The following is a 22095-nucleotide window of genomic DNA, read 5'->3' on the forward strand; positions in this document are numbered from 1 at the left end:
GCGAACGCTATCCATAGCGCCACACCGAAGGACGAAAAAGTCCTTTTCATTTTTTAGTTCCGTTATGAATTCACGTTCAAAACCAACGTTCGCGAGCGTTCCAGCCACTCGCCCTGTCCATCCGGAAAAAGCTCGACGATATCCACTTGCCCCTCATGGATCGCCACCACGCGCCCATGATCCCCACCCAGATAATCGCCCACCTCCAGGCGATGCACGCCCACAGTGCCGCGTAGCAGGGCAAACACCCGCGCCCCAAAGGTCAATGTACCGACCATCTGGAAATCATCGACAGCAAAACCTTCCAGAAACTGCCGGGGACGCCCTGGATCCGGCGCACGTCCAGGCCGACCGGCCGGACGACCAAGAGGTTTGTGCGGCGGCTGGAACGGGTCACGCAGGGACACCGGATCATAGACAAAGCGCCGGCCTGGAGCGGCCGCCAACGGCGCCTCCGCAGACGGCACGGGCACTTGCTGACGAATGACCTGCAATTGATCCTTCAACGCTTGCAGGTCGGCGTGATTTTCACAGCCCGCCAGGAATATCAGCGCCAACCCCAGGCACGCAGCATCGAGGCCGCTCATGGCAACGGCCTCGGAGCGCTGTAACGATAGGTCTTGGCCAACATCTTCAGGTGCAGCAACCCGGCATCCCGCCCACCGGCGGGGCGGATGAGGAAGTCATGCAAGGTGACGATGCGCGGTAACTCGGCCACAGCGCTGATGAAGGTCGCCAAGTCATGATAGGTCCCGATGAGGCTGATCTGAATCGGCAGCTCGGCATAGAGCGGCTGGACCTGCTCATCCAACAGCCTGAGCTCCTCCAGTGTCAAACCGCTGGTCAGCCCCAGGCGCGCAATATCTTCAAGCAGGCTGGGTACTTCGGTCGCGGAGGGCAATCGATGCAACTGCTCGGAAAATGCGCCGCGCATGACCTCAAGCTGACGGGACAAGACTTCAAGACGAGCGGACTGAACAGCTTTGTCGGCAAATTGTTCGCGCAATGCCAGCTCTCGAATTTCCTGGCGGTGCAACTGTTCCCGCGCCCCGTTCAGGTAAAAGGCGTCGCCCGACAGCCATAACAGACTGGCGAGCGCTCCTCCCACCAGCATCTTGGCAGGCCAGGGCCATTGGCCGGCAGCGTGGTACAGCGTGGAGAACAGCGGGACAACCGACCCCAGCGGGCCGGACAGCAGAGTCACTGCTCCGCCTCGCCTGAAGCCCTCTGACGTACCCTCAGCTGGAAGGCATTGCCAGCTCCCGCATCGTCGGCCCGCACATGCCGCAAGCCGGGATCCTGCAAGCCCGAGGACTCTTCCAGGCTGCGCATGAGGCGGGCAACATCGTGGGTGGAGGCCGCCGTTCCGCTGATCTCGACCGATGTTCCACTGACGCTGACTTCGTGCAACTGCACGCCATCGGGTACCGCACGGGCCAACTCGTCAAACAGCCGCCCGCCCGACGAGCGATCGCCTTGCAGGTCCTCGACAACCTTCATGCGCTCCATCAATTGCCGGCGCTGCTCACGCAGCTCATCAATGGTCTTGATCCGTGAATCAAGCACCGTGACTTGCTTGCTCAAGTGGTTATTACGGGCCACCTGGCGATCGATCGCCCGGTCGATGACACGATCTGCCAGCCATATGGCAGCCAGCACCACAAGCGCGACAGCCAACAAAAACACCAGAAAGTACTTGCGCCGGCGTTCAGCCTGTTCTTCGCGCCAGGGTAAAAGGTTGATTCTCGTCATCAATCAAAACTCCTGAGGGCCAGACCGCAGGCGACCCGCAATTCCTGGGCATCGGCAGCCCATTGTGCACTATTGATCCCACTCCCCGGTGCGATACAGGCAACCACTGTATCGGTCATCCGCGCCAGGGCAAACGCCTCGACATCCACTATTCGCGTGGCCAGGCCAGCCAGGGCCAGTACGGCTTCACGTGCCTCCACCTGCTCCTTGAGGCAGGCGGCAAGCAATACATCGACATAAGCAGGGTCACGCGACGATGGCCCCTGAACATGAAAGTCGATCGCCACCTCATCCAACGGATAAGGAATGTACTGATCGGCCTCACCTCGCACTCTCTGCTCCATTTCGCCAGGTTTCAGCCCGGCCTCCATCTCGACGACACGGGTAATCACCGACGGCCCCGCCACGGCCACGGCTGCATGCCTGATCGATGTTTGCGCCCGAGACAATGCCTTGGAAACGGTCTGCGCGACAACCTCCAGATCAAGGATATTGCTGTCGACCACGACACGCCCCGAAAAAGACTGGGTCGCATAGGCGCGCACCCTGTATCCGGCACCGGAACGCGCCAGTTCCAGCACGCTCACTCCCCTATCACTGATGTCGACACCCAGCACGGTATCGGCTCTTCGCCTGAAAAATCCCTTTACCATAAAACTCCCTAACGCTTTCCGTGTCTCAGGGTTGGTCAATGCCTTGAAGATGCATTCGGTCGGCTCGGTTGCGCGGCGCTCATGACGCCCCAAGTCGAAAAGTGCTTTAATGCCCAGCGTTTTTTTTCCGCTTTTTCTGCAGGTCGGGTCGCTCCATCGCTTGTCGTGTTTACCCCCGACACCTAACTCATTCTTTTCTCTGGAAATCCAAAAGCCTTGATTCGTCTGCTGAAGTTTTTCGGGTACTCCGTTGTCGCGATGGTTTGCGGGCTGTTGCTCGTGCTCAGCGGCGCCTATCTCTATCTTAGTCCGGGGTTGCCCTCGGTAGAGGCCCTGAGAAGCATCCAGTTGCAGATTCCTTTGCGGGTCTACAGCAGCGATGAAAAACTGATCGCGGAATTCGGCGAAATGCGCCGCTCCCCGATCAGCTTTGCCGATATCCCCCCCAATTTCATCAACGCCCTGCTGTCGGCCGAAGACGATAACTTCGCCAATCACCACGGCGTGGATCCCAGCAGCCTGATCCGGGCAACCACGCAACTGATAAAAAGCGGACACATTCAGTCGGGCGGTAGCACCATCACCATGCAGGTGGCGAAGAACTACTTCCTCACCAGTGAACGCAGTTTTTCCCGCAAGGCCACGGAAATCCTCCTGGCGCTGCAGATCGAACGCCAACTGACCAAGGATGAAATCCTTGAGCTGTACGTCAACAAGATCTATCTGGGCAACCGCGCCTACGGCATCGAAGCCGCCTCCCAGGTGTATTACGGCAAGTCGATTCGCGACATCAGCCTGGCACAGATGGCAATGATTGCAGGCCTGCCCAAGACCCCATCGCGCTTTAACCCGCTGGCCAACCCGGCCCGCAGCAAGGAGCGTCGCGACTGGATCCTGGGGCGCATGTACAAGCTGGGCAAAATCGACCAGAACACCTACGAAACCGCCGTAGCGGAGCCATTGAACGCCAGCTATCACGTGCAGACACCAGAAGTGAGCGCGCCGTATATCGCTGAAATGGCTCGCGCGGAGATGGTCGGGCGTTATGGCAGCGAGGCCTACACCGAAGGTTTCCGCGTTACCACGACCATTCCGAGCAACTTGCAGGAAATCGCCAACAACGCGGTCCATGAAGGCCTGATCACCTATGATCAGCGCCATGGCTACCGCGGCCCCGAATCGCGCCTGCCGGGCAAGACCTTGAGTGCCTGGACACTGGAGCTGGGCAAACAGCGCCCGATCAGCGGTCTCGAGCCGGCCATCGTTACCCAAGTGAATAAAGATGGCCTCCAGGTGCTGACCCGCAGCGGCGAAGCCCACGTGGCCTGGGACACGATGAAATGGGCACGTCCGTTCTTGAACACCAACAGCATGGGCCCGGTGCCCAAGCAGGCATCGGATGTGGCCCAAGTCGGCGACCTGATCCGCGTGCAGCGCCAGGCGGATGACAGCCTGAAGTTCAGCCAGGTCCCGGTCGCCCAGGGCGCACTGGTGTCACTCGACCCGCAGAACGGCGCCATCCGCGCCCTGGTGGGCGGCTTTGCCTTCGAGCAAAGCAACTACAACCGTGCGATCCAGGCCAAGCGCCAACCGGGTTCCAGCTTCAAGCCCTTTATCTACAGCGCGGCCCTGGACAGTGGCTACACCGCCGCCAGCCTGGTCAACGATGCACCTATCGTGTTTGTCGATGAGTATCTGGATAAAGTCTGGCGACCAAAGAACGACACCAACACCTTCCTCGGCCCAATCCGGGTCCGTGAGGCGCTGTACAAGTCCCGCAACCTGGTATCGATCCGCCTGCTGCAGGCGATGGGCGTGGGCAAGACCATCGATTACATGACCCGCTTTGGCTTCAACAAGCAGGATCTGCCGCCCAACCTGTCCCTGGCCTTGGGAACTGCAACCCTCACACCGATGGAAATCGCGACCGGCTGGAGCGTCTTCGCCAACGGTGGCTACAAGGTCACGCCTTACCTGATCGACAAGATCGAGAGCCGCAACGGCGAGACACTGTTCGTCGCCAACCCGCCCAGCGTCCCCAACGGCACCGCCGCCAGCGACGGCCTGGCCGCGCCGGCCAACGACGGCATCACCATCGAGCCTGCGCCGGGCACGACGCCCACGGACACTGCCCCGGCCCCAGCTGCGCAAACACCTGCAGTCGCGGAGCAGGTTGTCGACGGCCGCACCGTCTATATCCTCAACAGCATTCTGCAAGACGTGATCAAACGCGGCACCGGACGTCGCGCCCTGGCCCTGGGTCGTACTGATCTTGCAGGCAAGACCGGTACCACCAACGAGTCCAAGGATGCGTGGTTCTCCGGCTATAACGCGGATTACATCACCACCGTCTGGACCGGTTATGACCAGCCGGAAAGTCTCGGTCGGCGGGAGTATGGCGGCACCGTCGCACTGCCGATCTGGATGAGCTACATGGGCGCGGCGCTCAAGGACAAACCGACCCACAACCTGCCTGAGCCCGAAGGCATCCTGAGTTTGCGGATTGATCCAGTCAGTGGTCGAACCGCGGTACCAGGCACGCCGAACGCGTACTTCGAACTGTTCAAGAGCGAAGACACGCCGCCGTCGATCAGTGAACTGGGGAATGGCATTGCCCCAGGCAGCCCATTGCCGGCCGACGAAGCGGCGCCGATTGATTTGTTCTGACTCAATCTGCGGCCTGACACAAAACCAAGGTGGGAGCGCTTGCTCGCTCCCACATTTAGATGATCGCCAGATAACAAAAAGCCCCGACTCGCGAGAGCCGGGGCTTTTTCTTGGTGCGCTACAAGGACTTAACCGCTGAACACATCATCCACGCTTTGCAGCGGGTAGTGCTTCGGATACGGCAGGGTCGCCACACCGGTCTCGATCGCGGCTTTGGCCACGGCATCGGAGATCAGGGTGATCAGGCGCTTATCCATGGGTTTCGGGATGATGTACTCACGCCCGAACTCCAACTTGGTGCCGCCGTAAGCGTCGCACACGTCCTGAGGTACCGGCAGCTTGGCCAGTTCGCGCAGGGCGTTGGCGGCCGCCACTTTCATTTCTTCGTTGATGCGCTTGGCGCGAACGTCCAGGGCACCACGGAAGATGAACGGGAAGCCCAGTACGTTGTTGACCTGGTTCGGGTAGTCCGAACGACCGGTGGCCATGATCACGTCGCTACGGGTGGCATGCGCCAGTTCCGGCGAGATTTCAGGATCAGGGTTGGAGCAGGCAAACACGATCGGATTCGGCGCCATGGACTTCAGGCCTTCGGCGCTCAACAGGTTCGGACCGGACAGGCCGACGAACACGTCAGCACCGTCCAGCGCTTCAGCCAGGGTGCGCTTGGAGGACGGATGGGCAAACATCGCCTTGTACTGGTTCAGATCGGTACGCTCGGACTGGATCACGCCCTTGCTGTCGACCATGTAGATGTTTTCCAGCTTGGCGCCCATGCTGATGATCAGCTTCATGCAGGAGATGGCCGCAGCGCCAGCGCCGAGGCAGACGATCTTCGCGTCAGCCAGGGTCTTGCCGGCAATTTCCAGGGCGTTGATCATGCCGGCCGCGGTAACGATCGCGGTGCCGTGCTGGTCATCGTGGAATACCGGGATGTCACATTGTTCGATCAGGGCCTTTTCGATCTCGAAGCACTCAGGTGCCTTGATGTCTTCCAGGTTGATGCCACCGAAGGTGATGGAAATGCGTTTTACGGTGTCGATGAAAGCTTGTGGGCTTTCGGAGTCAACTTCGATGTCGAATACGTCGATGCCGGCAAAGCGCTTGAACAGCACGCCCTTGCCTTCCATGACCGGCTTAGAAGCCAATGGCCCGAGGTTGCCCAGACCGAGAATCGCGGTGCCATCGGAAATGACTGCAACCAGATTGCCCTTGCCGGTGTATTTGTAGGCCAGTTCGGGATCGCGGGCGATTTCGCGCACAGGCTCTGCTACACCGGGGCTGTACGCCAGCGACAGGTCGCGCGCGGTAGCAGTGGCTTTGGTGAGCTCGACACTCAGCTTTCCTGGACGAGGATGGGCGTGATATTCGAGAGCGGCAGTTTTCAAATCAGACATATCGGCATTCCGCTTTTTACTGTTAGACGACGGACCGCCGAGGATACGCGTGTCGCAAAGTCCCTACAAGACTGGGCAGTCACAGGTGTCAAGAGCCCTACCCTACGACTTTTGGCCAAGAGCCACGGCCCGCAAGGGCTCAACTGTTCACAATCAGCCAAAAAAATGTCTACAATTTTTTCTCAGGGCGCCACTTGCAACATCCCAGGATCGGTCAAGGGCAGCAGCCAGCGAGCCTGACCTTTTTTCAAACCGCCGCGTCGGGAACGATCCAACACCCAGCCCCGGGCCTCGATATGCTGGCCCTGCAGGCGCTTGAGCGAGACGCTGTCGAAGTGTTTCACCAGATTGGGTGCAATTCGCAATACCAGCGAGTCCTGCAATTCGATCCAGATTCCGCCACGATTGCGTTCGACCTTGCTCACTCGCCCACTGACCACCGCGAAGCCGGAACGCTCGATCTGCGTGACCTTTTGCACCGGCGACTGCCGCCACAGCCCCAATCGGGCCTGACGGGCGCTGCGCTCGGCAGCCTGCTGGCAGGCAACCAGATCGACGTTAGGCGCGACCGCCACCAGAAAACCCAGGCCTTCGGCGAGTAACCGGGCCTCCAGATTGGCACCGCTGGCGTCATAAAGGTGCGCCAGGGTCCGCCCGTAACGGTCCTTGCTCTCACGCCCGAGAACCATGCCCACCCGGCCGTCGCTGGCGTCAACCAGCGCTTGCAAGCGCTGGCGCGCGGCCACGGCGAAAGGCTCGTCGGAACGGCCTTTCTTGCCGGTTTCCGGGGCGTTGACACCGATCATCCGCACACTGCGGCCGTCTGTCAGGCGCACGGTGTCGCCATCCACCACCCGCTGGACCTTGAAGGTACCGATGGCGGCCGGCGCCGGGCAAAACACCTCGGCCTGGACGGGCACCAGCCAAGTCGCGGACACAAAAAAGGCGCCCGCAAGGGGCGCCTTCTTTACCAACGAAGAAAAGCCGCGCAGGCTTTTCACGTGGCTTGCCTTACTCAGCTGCAGCAGGAGCTTTAGCTTTACCGAAAGCACCGAAACGGTCAGCGAAGCGCTGTACACGACCGCCAGTATCCAGAGTCTTCTGCTTACCGGTGTAGAACGGGTGGCACTCGTTGCATACGTCAGTACCCAGTGGCTTGCACAGGTTCGAACGGGTTTCGAACTTGTTACCGCAGCTGCAGGTTACTTCGATGGTTTCGTATGCTGGATGGATATCGGCTTTCATGGTGTATTCCTCGAGGCTAGCGTGCCGCCACTCAACACTATTGTCGAATACCGCACGTAATTAGGCCGCGGATTCTACCAGACCTTTTTAAACGCGCAAGCCGCGTGACCGGCCCTTTCATCAGAAAACCGCACGATAATTGCGGCGCAGACCGCCTCTCGCGGGAACCAGGCCGGCCATCAGAGGCGGGACACCTCCATCACCGGTCTGCTAGGCTCGCGACCTTCTTCACCTCCTGCTGACGAGAATTTCACGCGTGCCCGACGCCATTTTGCGCCTCGCCCTGCCTTCGCCCCTGCGCCGCCTGTTCGATTACCGAGCCCCGGCCGGCGTATTGCGCTCGCAATTGGCACCTGGGATGCGCGTGCGGGTGCCGTTCGGGCGCCGCGAGATGATCGGCATCCTGGTGGAAATCGCCGACCACAGCGAAGTCCCCGCCGAAAAACTCAAGCCGGCCCTGGCCCTGCTGGACACCACGCCACCGTTGCCGCCAGCGCTGTTCAAACTGTGCCTGTGGACGTCGCAGTATTACCAGCACAGCCTGGGCGACACCCTGAGCTGGGCGCTGCCGGTGCTGTTGCGTCAGGGCGAACTGGCCGAAGCGCGCCAGGAACGCTTCTGGTCAATCGCCCCCGGCGCACGCCTCGACGACCCGCGCATCGCCCGCGCCCCGCGTCAACGTGAAGCCCTGGCAACCCTGGCGCAACACCCCCACGGCGTGGCACACCAGCTCTTGAGCAAGCTGATGCTGAGCAAGGACAGCCTCGACCTGTTGCTGGCCAAGGACCTGGTGCAAGTGCAAGTGCGCCGACACGCGCCCGGCGAGCGCCATGAACACTGGCTGGCCCAGCCGGAGCTGCCGCTTAACCCGGAGCAGCGCGCCGCCTTCGAGGCCATCAGCGCGAGCGCCGACAGTTTTCATGCGTTCCTGCTGGCCGGCGTGACCGGCAGCGGCAAGACCGAAGTCTATTTGCAGTTGATCCGCGAAACCCTGGAAGCCGGCAAACAGGCATTGGTGCTGATCCCCGAGATCAACCTCGGCCCTCAGACCCTGGCGCGTTTCGAACAGCGCTTCAATGCACGGATCGCCCTGGTGCACTCGGCGGTCAACGACCGCGAGCGCCTGGAGTCGTGGCTGGCGGCGCGCGACGGCGAGGCCGACATCATTATCGGCACCCGCTCGGCGCTGTTCACACCGATGAAGAACCCGGGCCTGATCATCATCGACGAAGAACACGACGGCTCCTATAAGCAGCAGGAAGGTCTGCGCTATCACGCCCGCGACCTGGCACTGGTACGGGCGCGCCAGGAAAATATCCCGATTGTGCTGGGCTCGGCGACACCCTCGCTGGAAAGCCTGCACAACGCCCACACCGGACGTTACGGCCTGCTGCACCTGAATGAGCGCGCGGGTGGCGCCAAGCAACCGCGCTTCCTGCGCCTGGACGTGAAAAGCCGCCCGCTGGACAGCGGCATTTCCGGACCGATGCAACAGGCCATTGGCCAGACTCTCGCCGCCGGCCAGCAAGTGCTGGTGTTCCTCAACCGCCGGGGCTTCGCGCCGACGTTGCTGTGCCACGACTGCGGTTGGATGTCAGAGTGCAACCGCTGCGATGCACGGATGACCGTGCACCAACGTTCCGGCGAGTTGCGCTGCCATCACTGCGGCCATGTTGAACGGGTGCCGCGCCATTGCCCGCAGTGTGGCAAGGTCGACTTGCGTCCGGTTGGCGCGGGCACCGAGCGCGCCGAAGAGCGGTTGGGAATCCTGTTCCCCGACTATCCGGTATTGCGCGTGGACCGCGACAGTACATCGCGCAAGGACGCGATGAATCAATTGTTCGCAACGATCCAGAAAGGCCAGCCGTGCATTCTGGTAGGCACGCAGATGCTTGCCAAAGGGCATCACTTTCCACGGGTGACACTGGTGTCGATCCTGGATGCCGACGGCGGGTTGTTTTCCGGGGACTTTCGGGCCAGTGAACGCATGGCGCAATTGATCGTCCAGGTCGCCGGTCGTGCAGGGCGTGCGGAAGAGCCCGGCAAAGTGATCATCCAGACTCACCTGGCAGATCATCCATTGTTGATCCAACTGACCGAGCAAGGCTACTTCGCCTTCGCCGAGCAGGCCCTGAGCGAACGCCGCGGCGCCGGCCTGCCGCCGTTTGCGCACCTCGCCCTGTTGCGCGCCGAGGCCCATAAACCGGGGCAGGCCGAGGGTTTTCTGGATCAGGCCTGCAGCGAGGCGGAACGTTTGCTGGATGAACTGGGGCTGACCGGCATCGAGTTGCTGGGTCCTGTGCCGGCACCGATGGAGCGGCGTGCCGGACGTTATCGCGCGCAGCTACTCTTGCAAGCGAGCGCCCGGGCGCCGCTGCATCGCCTGTTAAGCAGCTGGTTACTTGCGCTGGAGCAAATGCCCAGCGGTCGTCAGGTGCGATGGTCGCTGGATGTGGACCCGGTAGATTTGTATTGATCGCTCCACTGTAGGAGCGGGCTTGCCCGCGAAAAACCCCAGAGCGCCACGTTAAATCAGTAAACCAGCGTTATCGTTGACGATTTTCGCGGACAAGTCCGCTCCTACAGGGAGCAGGGTCATCTTTAAAGGCTCCACAGGTCCGGAACGGTTGGCAAGCCCGCCCTCGCAACGGATAATGTCCAGTTTTTCCACCTGCGCATCGCGCGCCGCCGCTTGCGGTCGATAGAGAACACCATGAAAGACACCATTCGCCAGCTGATCCAACAAGCCATCACCCAACTCGTCAACGAAGGTGTGTTGCCTGAAGGCCTGACGCCGGCGATCCAGGTGGAAAATACCCGCGACAAGACCCACGGCGACTTCGCCAGCAACATCGCGATGATGCTGGCCAAGCCTGCGGGCATGAAACCGCGAGACTTGGCGGAAAAAATCATCGCCGCATTGCCTGCCGACCCACAAGTCAGCAAGGCTGAAATCGCCGGCCCGGGCTTTATCAATATTTTCCAGAACACCCAGGCCCTGGCCGCGCGCCTCGACGCCGCGCTGGCCGATGCGAACATCGGCGCGCGCAAGGCCGGCAATGCCCAGCGTGTGGTCATTGACCTGTCCGCCCCCAACCTGGCCAAGGAAATGCACGTTGGCCACTTGCGGTCGACCATCATCGGTGACGGCGTGGCGCGAGCCCTGGAGTTTCTCGGTGACACTGTGATCCGCCAGAACCACGTGGGCGACTGGGGCACCCAGTTCGGCATGCTGATGGCGTACCTGCAGGAAAACCCGATCACCAGCAACGAGTTGTCGGATCTGGAAAATTTCTACCGTGCCGCCAAGAAACGTTTCGACGAATCCGAAGAATTCGCCGACCGCGCCCGCGGCCTAGTGGTCAAGTTGCAAGCCGGCGACGCCGAATGCCTGGAACTGTGGAACCGCTTCCGGGATATTTCCCTGTCCCACTGCCAGGAAATCTACGAACTGCTGAACGTCAAGCTGAGCATGGCTGACGTAATGGGCGAAAGCGCCTACAACGACGACCTGATCAACGTGGTCAACGACCTCAGGGCCAAAGGCCTGTTGGTAGAGAGCAACGGCGCCCAGTGCGTGTTCCTCGAAGAATTCAAGACCGCCGACGGCGAGCCGCTGCCGGTGATCATCGTCAAGGCCGACGGCGGCTACCTGTACGCCACCACCGATCTGGCGGCCGTGCGCTACCGCAGCAGCGTGCTGAAAGCCGATCGCGCCCTGTATTTTGTCGATCAGCGCCAGGCCCTGCACTTCCAGCAGGTGTTCGAAGTGGCGCGCCGCGCCGGCTTCGTCACTCACCCGATGCACATGGAACACATGGGGTTCGGCACCATGAACGGCGCCGACGGCCGTCCGTTCAAGACCCGCGACGGCGGCACCGTAAAGCTGATTGACCTGCTGAACGAAGCCCAGGAGCGCGCCTACAACCTGGTGAAGGAAAAGAACCCGGAGTTGGCCGAGGTCGACCTGCGCAACATCGCCCGCGTGGTGGGTATCGGCGCGGTGAAATACGCCGACCTGTCGAAGCACCGCACCAGCGACTACAGCTTCAACTTCGAACTGATGCTCAACTTCGAGGGCAACACCGCGCCCTACCTGCTGTACGCCTACACCCGCGTGGCGGGTGTATTCCGCAAGCTGGGCAAGGATTTCAGCGAGGTCGAAGGCCAGATCATTCTTCAAGCGTCCCACGAACAGGAACTGGCGGCCAAGCTGGCGCAGTTCGGTGAGGTGCTCAACAGTGTGGGCGAGAAAGGCACGCCGCATATTCTGTGCACTTACCTGTACGAAGTCGCCGGATTGTTCTCCAGCTTCTACGAAAACTGCCCGATCCTGAGCGCTGAAGACGAAGCGCAAAAGCAAAGTCGCCTGCGCCTCGCCGCGCTGGCTGGACGGACCCTCAAGCAAGGCCTGGAATTGTTGGGCCTGGAAACTCTGGAGCGTATGTAAGTTGGCTGCCAAGAAAAAACCTGCACCCAAGCGCGGCGCCAGCCGCTACCAGGCACCGGCAAAAAAACCGATCCCGGGCTGGATGTGGCTGGTCATCGGCTTGACGGTCGGCGCGTTCATCGTGTTCCTGATGAAGCTCGAGCCGGGCCAGGGTGATGACGTCAAGCGGGTCAAGCAGGAACAGCGCAAGGCCAAGATCGCCGAAGCCAACAAGACACCGCCAAGTCCGACAGCACCAGTGAAGCCCAAGTATGACTTCTACACCCTGCTGCCGGAATCGGAAGTCATCGTGCCGCAGGACGCCGTGCCGGAGAAAACCCTGCCGACGCCGCAAGTGCCGGTAGTACCGACGACACCGGTCACTCCAGCGGAGGCTGCGAAAATCGACACCGCGCGCGCCCAGGCCGCGCTGGCCGGGATCACCCCGCCGCCGGCACCGCCCGTCGCCACCACAAAAGCAGCACCGGTGACCAAGTTCTTCCTGCAAGCGGGCTCATTCCCCAAGCAGGCGGACGCGGATCGGGTGCGGGCGCAGATCATCCTGCTGGGGCAGTCCGTGACGGTAGAGTCCGGGACGGTGAAAGAGGCGACCTGGTATCGCGTGCTGGTGGGGCCATTCAGCAACCGCGAACAACTGACCGTAGCCCAGAAACAACTGGCCGGCGCAGGGTTCAACAACTTGTTGCTACAGCAACGCCGGAGCCGCTGATCTAACACCGCGCGGGTGCACATGGCACCCTGTGGGTGAGGGACTTGCCCTGTGGAGTGAGGGTTTGCCCTGTGGGAGTGGGCTTGCCCTGTGGAGTGAGGATTTGCCCTGTGGGAGTGGGCTTGCCCTGTGGAGTGAGGATTTGCCCTGTGGAATGAGGGCTTACCCTGTGGCGAGGGGGCTTGTCCCCCGCTGGGCTGCGAAGCAGCCCCACCCAACGGTAAATTTCCAGACAAGCGGTGCGGTCTGTTTCGGGCCGCTGCGCGCCCCAACGGGGGACAAGCCCCCTCGCCACAGGACAAGCCCCTTCGCCATACTCCTACGGTTGAAATCTCCTTCATTACCCCCATATCAGTTTCCACAGGGCATTTTCGCCCCGCAGCGTGGAGACTCTCCCCTTGACCACCATCGTTTCAGTTCGTCGCCACGGCAAAGTCGTCATGGGCGGCGACGGCCAGGTTTCCCTTGGCAATACCGTGATGAAAGGCAACGCGAAAAAAGTGCGTCGCCTGTACCACGGCCAGGTCCTCGCCGGCTTTGCAGGTGCCACCGCTGACGCCTTCACCCTTTTCGAGCGATTCGAAGGCCAACTGGAGAAGCACCAGGGCCATCTGGTTCGCGCCGCCGTCGAACTCGCCAAAGAATGGCGCACCGACCGCTCCCTCAGTCGCCTGGAAGCCATGCTCGCGGTCGCCAACAAAGACGCCTCGCTGATCATTACCGGTAACGGCGATGTTGTAGAACCCGAACAAGGTTTGATCGCCATGGGCTCCGGCGGCGGCTACGCTCAAGCGGCAGCCAGCGCCTTGCTGAAGAAAACCGACCTGTCGGCGCGAGAAATCGTCGAGACAGCCCTCGGTATCGCCGGCGACATCTGCGTCTTCACCAACCATAACCTGACCATTGAGGAGCAGGACCTCGCGGAATAAGCCGTCGGCTTTTTCCTGCTTGAGGACCGCACACCATTATGTCCATGACTCCCCGCGAAATCGTCCATGAACTCGATCGCCATATCATCGGCCAGGACGATGCCAAACGCGCCGTAGCTATCGCCTTGCGTAACCGCTGGCGCCGGATGCAACTGCCCGAAGAACTGCGCGTTGAAGTAACCCCCAAAAACATCCTGATGATCGGTCCTACAGGCGTCGGTAAAACCGAGATCGCCCGTCGCCTGGCCAAACTGGCCAATGCGCCGTTCATCAAGGTCGAAGCGACCAAGTTCACCGAAGTCGGCTATGTCGGCCGTGACGTCGAGTCGATCATCCGTGACCTGGCCGATGCCGCGCTGAAACTGCTGCGCGAACAGGAAATGACCAAGGTCAGTCATCGCGCCGAAGATGCCGCCGAAGAACGCATCCTCGATGCTCTGCTGCCACCGGCACGCATGGGCTTCAACGAAGACTCGGCACAGAGCCAGGACTCCAACACGCGGCAGCTGTTTCGCAAGCGCCTGCGTGAAGGTCAGTTGGACGACAAGGAAATCGAGATCGAAGTCGCCGAAGTCTCTGGCGTCGATATTTCCGCGCCGCCTGGCATGGAAGAAATGACCAGCCAGTTGCAGAATCTGTTCGCCAACATGGGCAAGGGCAAGAAGAAAAGCCGCAAGCTCAAGGTCAAGGAAGCGCTGAAACTGGTACGTGACGAAGAAGCCGGGCGCCTGGTCAATGAGGAAGAACTCAAGGCCAAGGCCCTGGAAGCGGTCGAGCAGCACGGCATTGTGTTTATCGACGAGATCGACAAGGTCGCCAAGCGCGGCAATTCCGGCGGTGTCGATGTATCCCGCGAAGGCGTGCAGCGCGACCTGCTGCCGCTGATCGAGGGCTGCACCGTCAATACCAAGCTGGGCATGGTCAAGACCGACCACATCCTGTTTATCGCTTCGGGTGCGTTCCACCTGAGCAAACCAAGCGACCTGGTGCCAGAGCTGCAAGGCCGCCTGCCGATTCGCGTGGAGCTCAAGGCGCTGACGCCAGGTGACTTCGAGCGCATCCTCAGCGAGCCGCACGCGTCGCTGACCGAGCAGTATCGCGAACTGCTGGGAACCGAGGGCCTGGGCATCGAGTTCCAGGCGGATGGCATCAAGCGTTTGGCGGAGATCGCCTGGCAGGTCAACGAAAAGACCGAGAATATCGGTGCCCGTCGCCTGCACACCTTGCTTGAGCGCCTGCTCGAGGAAGTCTCCTTCAGCGCGGGCGACATGGCGGGGGCGCAGAACGGCGAGACGATCAAGATCGACGCCGAGTACGTCAACAGCCACCTGGGCGAATTGGCCGAGAACGAAGATCTGTCTCGTTATATCCTGTAGGCCTCACGCAGGACCGCTTTGCTCTGAAGTGGGAGCGGCGGTGCGACGATTCGCGAGCAAGTCGAATCGTCGCACCGCCGCTCCCACATTGTTGAGCCGGTTCCTTCAGGATCATCTCTGGGCGGATACCCAATGTCTAAGCTTCCTACCGCGATAAATCTGCACAAAGCCTCCAAAACCCTGGCGCTGACCTACGGCCCAGACGAGGTCTATCACCTGCCCGCCGAATTTCTGCGCGTGCACTCCCCTTCCGCCGAGGTCCAGGGCCACGGCAAACCGATCCTGCAATTCGGCAAGCTGAATGTCGGCTTGAGCAAGATCGAACCCGCCGGACAGTACGCACTGAAATTGACCTTCGACGACGGTCATGACAGCGGATTGCTCACCTGGGATTACCTTTATCAGCTTGCCGTGCGTCAGGACGTTCTGTGGGCCGATTATCTTGCCGAACTCAAGTCAGCCGGAAAAACCCGCGATCCCAACGAGTCGGTCGTCAGACTGGTGCTCTAACTCAAGCCTCTTACTCATTAGTAAGCATTTTCTAATTTCATCTGCTTGAATGCCCTGTCGTGTGGCCAATGAATGGCCCGCTTGCGAAAAAAATTAAACTCGGGTAACCAATGGAACTGGCAAGTTCCCTGCATTTGACGATGCGGTCTCAACGGTCACCCGAGCAGCAGTACCAGACTGGTGTTGTGCGCCGACACGTGGTGCGCAGCGGTACCTGGTACTCGTCTTTCGGACAATGGAGCGTCGTAGATGAGTAACAAGAACAACGATGACTTGAAACGTCAGGCCTCGGAAAACACCTTGGGGCTGAACCCGATCATCGCGTTACGGAAAAAGGATTTACTGGCTTCTGCTCGAATGGTGCTGACCCAGGCCATCAGGCAACCGTTGCACAGCGTCAAGCACGTCGCACACTTTGGCGTCGAATTGAAGAACGTGGTGTTCGGCAAATCCGAACTTGCGCCCGAGAGCGATGACCGTCGTTTCAATGACCCGGCGTGGAGCCAGAACCCGCTCTACAAACGTTATCTGCAGACCTATCTGGCATGGCGCAAGGAACTGCACGACTGGATCGGTGACAGCAATCTGTCAGAGCAGGACATCAGCCGCGGGCACTTCGTTATCAATCTGATGACCGAAGCCATGGCCCCGTCCAACAGCGCCGCCAACCCCGCCGCCGTCAAACGCTTCTTCGAAACCGGCGGCAAGAGCTTGCTCGATGGCCTGTCGCACCTGGCCAAGGACATGGTTCATAACGGCGGTATGCCGAGCCAGGTCAACATGGGCGCCTTTGAGGTGGGCAAGAGCCTGGGCACCAGCGAGGGCGCCGTGGTGTTTCGCAACGATGTGCTGGAGCTGATCCAATACAAGCCGATCACTGAACAGGTGCATGAACGCCCGTTGCTGGTGGTGCCGCCGCAGATCAACAAATTCTATGTCTTCGACCTGAGCCCGGATAAAAGCCTGGCGCGTTTCTGCCTGCGCAATAACCAGCAGACGTTTATCGTCAGTTGGCGCAACCCCACCAAGGCTCAGCGCGAGTGGGGCTTGTCGACCTATATCGAGGCGCTGAAGGAAGCGGTCGACGTGGTAACGGCGATTACCGGCAGCAAGGACGTCAACATGCTCGGCGCCTGCTCCGGCGGCATCACCTGCACCGCCCTGCTCGGCCATTACGCCGCGCTGGGGGAGAAAAAAGTCCACGCGCTGACGTTGTTGGTAAGCGTGCTCGACACCACCCTGGACACTCAAGTGGCGCTGTTCGTCGACGAACAGACCCTGGAAGCGGCCAAGCGCCACTCCTATCAAGCGGGTGTGCTGGAAGGTCGTGACATGGCCAAGGTGTTTGCCTGGATGCGCCCCAATGACCTGATCTGGAATTACTGGGTCAACAACTACCTGCTGGGCAACGAGCCTCCGGTCTTCGATATTCTGTTCTGGAACAACGACACCACGCGCTTGCCCGCCGCCTTTCACGGCGACCTGATCGAGCTGTTCAAAAATAACCCGCTGGTACGCCCGAATGCCCTGGAAGTGTGCGGCACCCCCATCGACCTCAAGCAGGTGACCGCCGACATTTACTCACTGGCGGGCACCAACGACCACATCACGCCATGGCAGTCGTGCTACAAGTCGGCGCAACTGTTTGGCGGCAAGGTCGAATTCGTGCTGTCCAGCAGCGGACATATTCAAAGCATCCTCAACCCGCCCGGCAACCCGAAAGCGCGTTACCAGACCAACGAAAGCATGGCGCAGAAGGCCTTGGACTGGCAGGAGAACGCCACCAAGCACACCGACTCCTGGTGGCTGCACTGGCAGGCGTGGCTGGCGGATCGCTCGGGCAAGTTGAAGAAGGCACCGGCCAGCTTGGGTAACAAAGCCCATGCAGCCGCAGAGGCTGCACCAGGCACATACGTTCACGAAAGATAACCCTGTAGGAGCGAGAGGGGCGCTTAGCCCTTGCTCGCGTAGTACTCAAGACCACCGTGGGGTATCAGACACCCCGTGTTTTCGTTGACGATATTCGCGAGCAAGCTCGCTCCTACACTCGCAGGGTAAGCCCATGCCGCAACCGTTTATCTTCCGTACCATCGATCTGGATGGCCAGACCATCCGCACGGCGGTACGACCGGGTAAGCCTCACTTGACCCCGCTGCTGATTTTCAACGGCATCGGCGCCAACCTCGAGCTGGTGTTTCCGTTCGTCCAGGCGCTGGATCCGGACCTGGAAGTGATTGCTTTCGATGTACCGGGTGTCGGTGGTTCTTCGACCCCGAACCGGCCCTATCGCTTTCCCGGCCTGGCCAAGCTCACCGCGCGCATGCTCGATTACCTGGACTATGGTCAGGTGAATGCTGTCGGGGTTTCCTGGGGCGGCGCCTTGGCGCAGCAGTTTGCCTACGATTACCCGGAACGCTGCAAGAAGCTGATTCTCGCGGCGACGGCAGCTGGGGCGTTCATGGTGCCCGGCAAGCCGAAGGTGCTGTGGCTGATGGCAAGCCCTCGGCGCTATATCCAACCGTCCCACGTGGTGCGCATTGCGCCGATGATCTATGGCGGCTCGTTCCGTCGGGACTTGAAGCTGGCGGCCGAACACGCGAGCAAAGTGCGCTCGGCCGGCAAGCTGGGCTATTACTGGCAACTGTTCGCCGGGCTGGGCTGGACCAGCATTCACTGGCTGCACAAGATCAAGCAACCGACCCTGGTGCTGGCCGGCGACGACGACCCGCTGATCCCGCTGGTCAACATGCGCATGCTGGCTTGGCGCATTCCCAACGCGCAATTGCACATCATCGACGACGGTCATCTGTTCCTGATCACCCGGGCCGAAGCGGTAGCACCGATCATCATGAAGTTTCTCCAGGAAGAACGCTTGCGTGCGGTGATCCACCCGCACCCAGCCCTGTAACACCAAGGGCGCGAGCCAGAAGGCAAACGCGCAACTTGGCCAGAACCGACTATGGTTCTGAATTGGCGTGCTTGATGGTGAATTGACGAAGGAGTGTTGACTCATGCGTGACCGACCCGTGACCACCCCGGCGCCCACACCCGCCGCGTTCATCAATGCCCGAAGCGCAATCACTGGCCTGCGCGGTCGGGATCTGCTGTCGACCCTGCGCAGCGTCGCGGCCCATAGCCTGCGTAACCCGCTGCACAGTGCCAGGCACGCGGTGGCGCTGGGCGGCCAGCTGGGACGCGTTCTGCTCGGAGAAACCATGCATGAGCCCTATCCTCACGACGGCCGCTTCGCCGACCCGACCTGGCGGCACAACCCGTTTTATCGACGCAGTCTGCAAGCCTATCTAAGCTGGCAGAAACAGACCAAACACTGGATCGATGACAGCACCCTGAGCGAGGACGACCGCGCACGGGCGCATTTTGCCTTTTCGCTGCTGAATGACGCGGTGTCGCCGTCCAACACCTTGCTCAACCCCTTGGCGATCAAGGAACTGCTCAATTCCGGCGGCCAAAGCGTGGTGCGGGGCGCGAGCAATCTGCTCGACGACTTGCTGCACAACCATGGCTTGCCGCGCCAGGTCACCAAGCAGGCGTTCGAGGTCGGCAAGACGGTGGCCACGACGCCAGGCTCGGTGGTCTTTCGCAATGAGCTGCTGGAGCTGATCCAGTACAAGCCCATGAGCGAGAAACAGTACGCCAAGCCACTGCTGGTGGTGCCGCCGCAAATCAACAAGTACTACATTTTCGACCTAAGCCCGGCTAACAGCTTCGTCCAATACGCCCTGAAAAATGGCCTGCAAGTGTTTATGGTCAGTTGGCGCAACCCGGACGTGCGCCACCGCGAATGGGGCCTGTCCAGCTATGTGGCGGCGCTTGAGGAAGCGTTGAACATTTGCCGGGCGATCACCGGCGCACGCGAGGTCAATCTGATGGGCGCGTGCGCCGGCGGCCTGACCATCGCGGCGCTGCAAGGTCATCTGCAAGCCAAACGACAACTGCGGCGCGTCTCCAGCGCGACTTACCTGGTGAGCCTGCTGGACAGTCAGATCGACAGTCCGGCCACGCTGTTTGTCGATGAGCAAACCCTGGAGGCGGCCAAACGGCGCTCTTACCAGGAAGGCGTGCTGGACGGTCGTGACATGGCCAGGGTGTTCGCCTGGATGCGCCCCAATGATCTGATCTGGAACTACTGGATCAATAACTACCTGCTGGGCAAGGAGCCACCGGCCTTCGACATTCTGTACTGGAACAACGACAACACCCGCTTGCCGGCGGCCTTGCATGGCGACCTGCTGGATTTCTTCAAGCACAACCCGCTGAGCCATCCCGGTGGCCTGGAGGTCTGCGGCACGCCTGTTGACCTGCAAAAAGTCACGGTGGACAGTTTCAGCGTGGCCGGGATCAACGACCACATCACCCCGTGGGATGCAGTCTATCGCTCGAGCCTGCTGCTGGGTGGCGACAAGCGCTTCGTGCTGTCCAACAGCGGGCACATCCAGAGCATTCTCAACCCGCCGGGCAACCCCAAGGCCAACTTCGTCGAAAACCCGAAACTGAGCAGCGACCCGCGTGCCTGGTACTACGACGCCAGTCATATCGAAGGCAGTTGGTGGCCGCAGTGGCTGGAGTGGATCCAGCAACGCTCGGGCACCCAGCGCGAGACCCTGACCGCCCTGGGCAACCAGAACTACCCACCGATGGAGCCGGCGCCTGGCACTTACGTGCGGGTCCGCTGACCCCTTGGCGCATCGATCACTAAGAAGACTGGATGAAAACCCGAGACCGTATTCTTGAATGTGCCCTGCAGTTGTTCAACCACAAGGGCGAACCCAATGTTTCAACCCTGGAAGTGGCCAATGAACTGGGGATCAGCCCCGGCAACCTCTACTACCATTTCCACGGCAAGGAGCCTCTGGTGCTCGGGCTGTTCGAGCGCTTCCAGGCAGAGTTGGCGCCGCTGCTCGACCCGCCGCCGGACGTACAATTGGCGCCCGAGGATTATTGGCTATTTCTGCATCTGATTGTCGAACGCATGGCGCACTATCGGTTTCTGTTCCAGGACCTGTCGAACCTGGCCGGACGCCTGCCCAAACTGGCCAAGGGTATGCGCCATTTGCTGACCGCGTTGAAGCGTACATTGGCGTCGCTGTTGGCCCGACTCAAAACCACGGGACAGCTGGTCAGCGATACCCAGGCATTGGGACAACTGGTGGAGCAGATCACCATGACCCTGCTGTTTTCCCTAGATTACCAACGGATTCTCGATCGTCAGGGTGAGGTGCGGGTAGCGGTGTACCAAGTCATGATGCTGGTGGCACCGCACCTGCTGATGCCAGCCAGGCAGGCGACCGAACGATTTGCCCTGCGCTATCTGAATGACGCGAATCTCGGCCTGCGATAGTCATCATTGTCTTGAGCGAGATAGCGTCTGGGCACAAGCATAAAAAACGCCCGACCTTTAAAGGCCGGGCGCTTTTTTATGTCCCGTGAAATCAGGACTGACTGGTAGGCGTCGGGGTTGCCGGCGTTGCAGTCGGGGTAGCTGCCGGCGTCGGCGCGGTGGCCGAGTTGGTGGTTGGCGCCGGGGCTGCAGGCTTGGCGGCAACGGCTGGCTTTGGAGCGGCAGGTTTTTTCGCGGTGGCTGGTTTCTTCGCCACGGCAGGTTTTGCAACAGCCTTGGCTGCAGCGGGTTTCGCGGCGGCTGGCTTGGCGGCTGCGGTTTTAGCCGCTGGTTTTGCCGCTGGTTTTGCCACCGGCTTGGCAGCAGTTTTGGCGGCCACTGGCTTCTTGGCGGCAGGCTTGGCTGCCGGTTTGGCGGCTGCGGTTTTGACTGCTGGCTTGGCTGCAGGTTTTGCTGCGGTCTTGGCTAGTGCCTTGGCCGCTGGTTTGGCCGCTGGTTTGGCAGCCGGCTTGGCGGCAGCCTTGACCAGAGGCTTGGCCGCAGTTTTAGTGGCGGGCTTGGCCGCTGCGGTTTTTGCCGCGGGCTTGGCAGCAGGTTTTACTGCTTTGGTCGCCACAGGCGCAACTTTGGCACCGGTCAGTTTTTCGATTTGCTTGGTCAGCGTATCGACCTTGCTGTGCAGCGCCTTCACTTCATTGCGGCTAGGTACGCCCAGGCGCGAAATGGCACTGTTCAGGCGCTTGTCGAGAGCACCTTCCAGTTCACCCCAAGTGCCAAGCACCTGTTTTTTTGCATCACTGATGCGTGACTTGGTGGAACTGGCGTTCGCCTTGGCGGCATCTACTTGTTTATCGACTGCGCTCTTGGTCAATTTTTCGGCTTTCTCGCCGTCTTTAACCAACGTCTCGAAGTATTTGCCGCCGTCACTGCTGACCTTCGAGTACACGCCTAAACCAGCAAGCCAGATCTTGCGGGAGTATTTTTCAACTTCCCCGATCCACGAGCTGCCTTCTTTTTCAGTATTCTTTTTACCAGCCATCCCGTTCTC

At 60.6% G+C, this 22095-nt stretch carries 19 protein-coding genes; 11 read left to right on the forward strand and 8 right to left on the reverse strand.

What is annotated here, in order from left to right:
• Nucleotides 1-62: 62 nt before the first annotated feature.
• The 4 genes from BLU75_RS20630 to pilM are packed head-to-tail and all read right to left on the reverse strand — an operon-like array spanning nt 63 to nt 2405.
• On the reverse strand, nt 63-587 hold the full coding sequence (locus BLU75_RS20630) for a pilus assembly protein PilP (protein WP_084379834.1): 525 nt from the start codon (nt 585-587) through the stop codon (nt 63-65).
• Nucleotides 584-1204: a type IV pilus inner membrane component PilO gene (locus BLU75_RS20635; RefSeq protein WP_084379835.1), complete on the reverse strand. Its 621-nt coding sequence runs from the start codon at nt 1202-1204 to the stop codon at nt 584-586. The genes BLU75_RS20630 and BLU75_RS20635 overlap by 4 nt, the downstream gene beginning before the upstream one ends.
• Nucleotides 1201-1752 (reverse strand): PilN domain-containing protein, encoded by a 552-nt coding sequence (locus tag BLU75_RS20640; protein WP_084379836.1) that lies wholly within the window; start codon nt 1750-1752, stop codon nt 1201-1203. The genes BLU75_RS20635 and BLU75_RS20640 overlap by 4 nt, the downstream gene beginning before the upstream one ends.
• Nucleotides 1752-2405, reverse strand: a complete 654-nt coding sequence (gene pilM / locus BLU75_RS20645; RefSeq protein WP_084379837.1) for a type IV pilus biogenesis protein PilM — start codon at nt 2403-2405, stop codon at nt 1752-1754. The genes BLU75_RS20640 and pilM overlap by 1 nt, the downstream gene beginning before the upstream one ends.
• 219 nt (nt 2406-2624) lie before the next feature.
• Here pilM and BLU75_RS20650 point away from each other — a divergent pair, with 219 nt between their 5' ends.
• Nucleotides 2625-5072: a penicillin-binding protein 1A gene (locus tag BLU75_RS20650; protein ID WP_373863653.1), complete on the forward strand. Its 2448-nt coding sequence runs from the start codon at nt 2625-2627 to the stop codon at nt 5070-5072.
• A gap of 128 nt (nt 5073-5200) precedes the next feature.
• Here BLU75_RS20650 and BLU75_RS20655 read toward each other — a convergent pair whose 3' ends face one another.
• The 3 genes from BLU75_RS20655 to rpmE all read right to left on the reverse strand — a co-directional run bounded on the left by BLU75_RS20655 (nt 5201) and on the right by rpmE (nt 7714).
• Nucleotides 5201-6469, reverse strand: a complete 1269-nt coding sequence (locus BLU75_RS20655; protein ID WP_084379839.1) for a malic enzyme-like NAD(P)-binding protein — start codon at nt 6467-6469, stop codon at nt 5201-5203.
• 182 nt (nt 6470-6651) lie between these two features.
• On the reverse strand, nt 6652-7470 hold the full coding sequence (locus BLU75_RS20660) for a thermonuclease family protein (RefSeq protein WP_084379840.1): 819 nt from the start codon (nt 7468-7470) through the stop codon (nt 6652-6654).
• Between the two features lie 10 nt (nt 7471-7480).
• The gene (gene rpmE, locus BLU75_RS20665; RefSeq protein WP_028621753.1) at nt 7481-7714 is read right to left on the reverse strand and encodes a 50S ribosomal protein L31; all 234 of its coding nucleotides are present in this window, start codon (nt 7712-7714) and stop codon (nt 7481-7483) included.
• Between the two features lie 256 nt (nt 7715-7970).
• On the opposite strand from rpmE, the gene BLU75_RS20670 reads away from it, so the two are divergent.
• From BLU75_RS20670 to BLU75_RS20715, 10 genes are all read left to right on the forward strand, one after another.
• Entirely contained in the window at nt 7971-10190 is a 2220-nt protein-coding gene (locus BLU75_RS20670) for a primosomal protein N' (protein ID WP_084379841.1), read from the forward strand.
• Between the two features lie 237 nt (nt 10191-10427).
• A complete protein-coding gene (gene argS, locus BLU75_RS20675; RefSeq protein ID WP_084379842.1) occupies nt 10428-12164 on the forward strand; it encodes an arginine--tRNA ligase in 1737 nt (578 codons plus the stop codon).
• 1 nt (nt 12165) lies between these two features.
• Nucleotides 12166-12873, forward strand: a complete 708-nt coding sequence (locus tag BLU75_RS20680; RefSeq protein ID WP_084379843.1) for an SPOR domain-containing protein — start codon at nt 12166-12168, stop codon at nt 12871-12873.
• Nucleotides 12874-13271: 398 nt separating this feature from the next.
• On the forward strand, nt 13272-13802 hold the full coding sequence (hslV, locus tag BLU75_RS20685; protein ID WP_084379844.1) for an ATP-dependent protease subunit HslV: 531 nt from the start codon (nt 13272-13274) through the stop codon (nt 13800-13802).
• Nucleotides 13803-13840: 38 nt separating this feature from the next.
• Nucleotides 13841-15178, forward strand: a complete 1338-nt coding sequence (gene hslU / locus BLU75_RS20690; protein WP_084379845.1) for an ATP-dependent protease ATPase subunit HslU — start codon at nt 13841-13843, stop codon at nt 15176-15178.
• A 132-nt stretch (nt 15179-15310) separates the two neighbouring features.
• A complete protein-coding gene (locus BLU75_RS20695; protein ID WP_084379846.1) occupies nt 15311-15688 on the forward strand; it encodes a gamma-butyrobetaine hydroxylase family protein in 378 nt (125 codons plus the stop codon).
• 249 nt (nt 15689-15937) lie between these two features.
• Complete coding sequence (gene phaC / locus BLU75_RS20700) at nt 15938-17617, forward strand: class II poly(R)-hydroxyalkanoic acid synthase (protein WP_084379847.1); 1680 nt, start codon at nt 15938-15940, stop codon at nt 17615-17617.
• A 133-nt stretch (nt 17618-17750) separates the two neighbouring features.
• Entirely contained in the window at nt 17751-18596 is an 846-nt protein-coding gene (gene phaZ, locus BLU75_RS20705) for a poly(3-hydroxyalkanoate) depolymerase (protein WP_084379848.1), read from the forward strand.
• Nucleotides 18597-18699: 103 nt separating this feature from the next.
• A complete protein-coding gene (gene phaC, locus BLU75_RS20710) occupies nt 18700-20382 on the forward strand; it encodes a class II poly(R)-hydroxyalkanoic acid synthase (RefSeq protein WP_084379849.1) in 1683 nt (560 codons plus the stop codon).
• 32 nt (nt 20383-20414) lie between these two features.
• Nucleotides 20415-21047, forward strand: coding sequence for a TetR/AcrR family transcriptional regulator (locus BLU75_RS20715; protein WP_084379850.1), 633 nt, complete (start codon nt 20415-20417; stop codon nt 21045-21047).
• Between the two features lie 91 nt (nt 21048-21138).
• Here BLU75_RS20715 and BLU75_RS20720 read toward each other — a convergent pair whose 3' ends face one another.
• Complete coding sequence (locus tag BLU75_RS20720) at nt 21139-22086, reverse strand: phasin family protein (protein WP_084379851.1); 948 nt, start codon at nt 22084-22086, stop codon at nt 21139-21141.
• Between the last annotated feature and the right edge of the window lie 9 nt (nt 22087-22095).

Origin of the sequence: Pseudomonas mucidolens (assembly GCF_900106045.1) — a bacterium.
Lineage (GTDB): Bacteria > Pseudomonadota > Gammaproteobacteria > Pseudomonadales > Pseudomonadaceae > Aquipseudomonas > Aquipseudomonas mucidolens.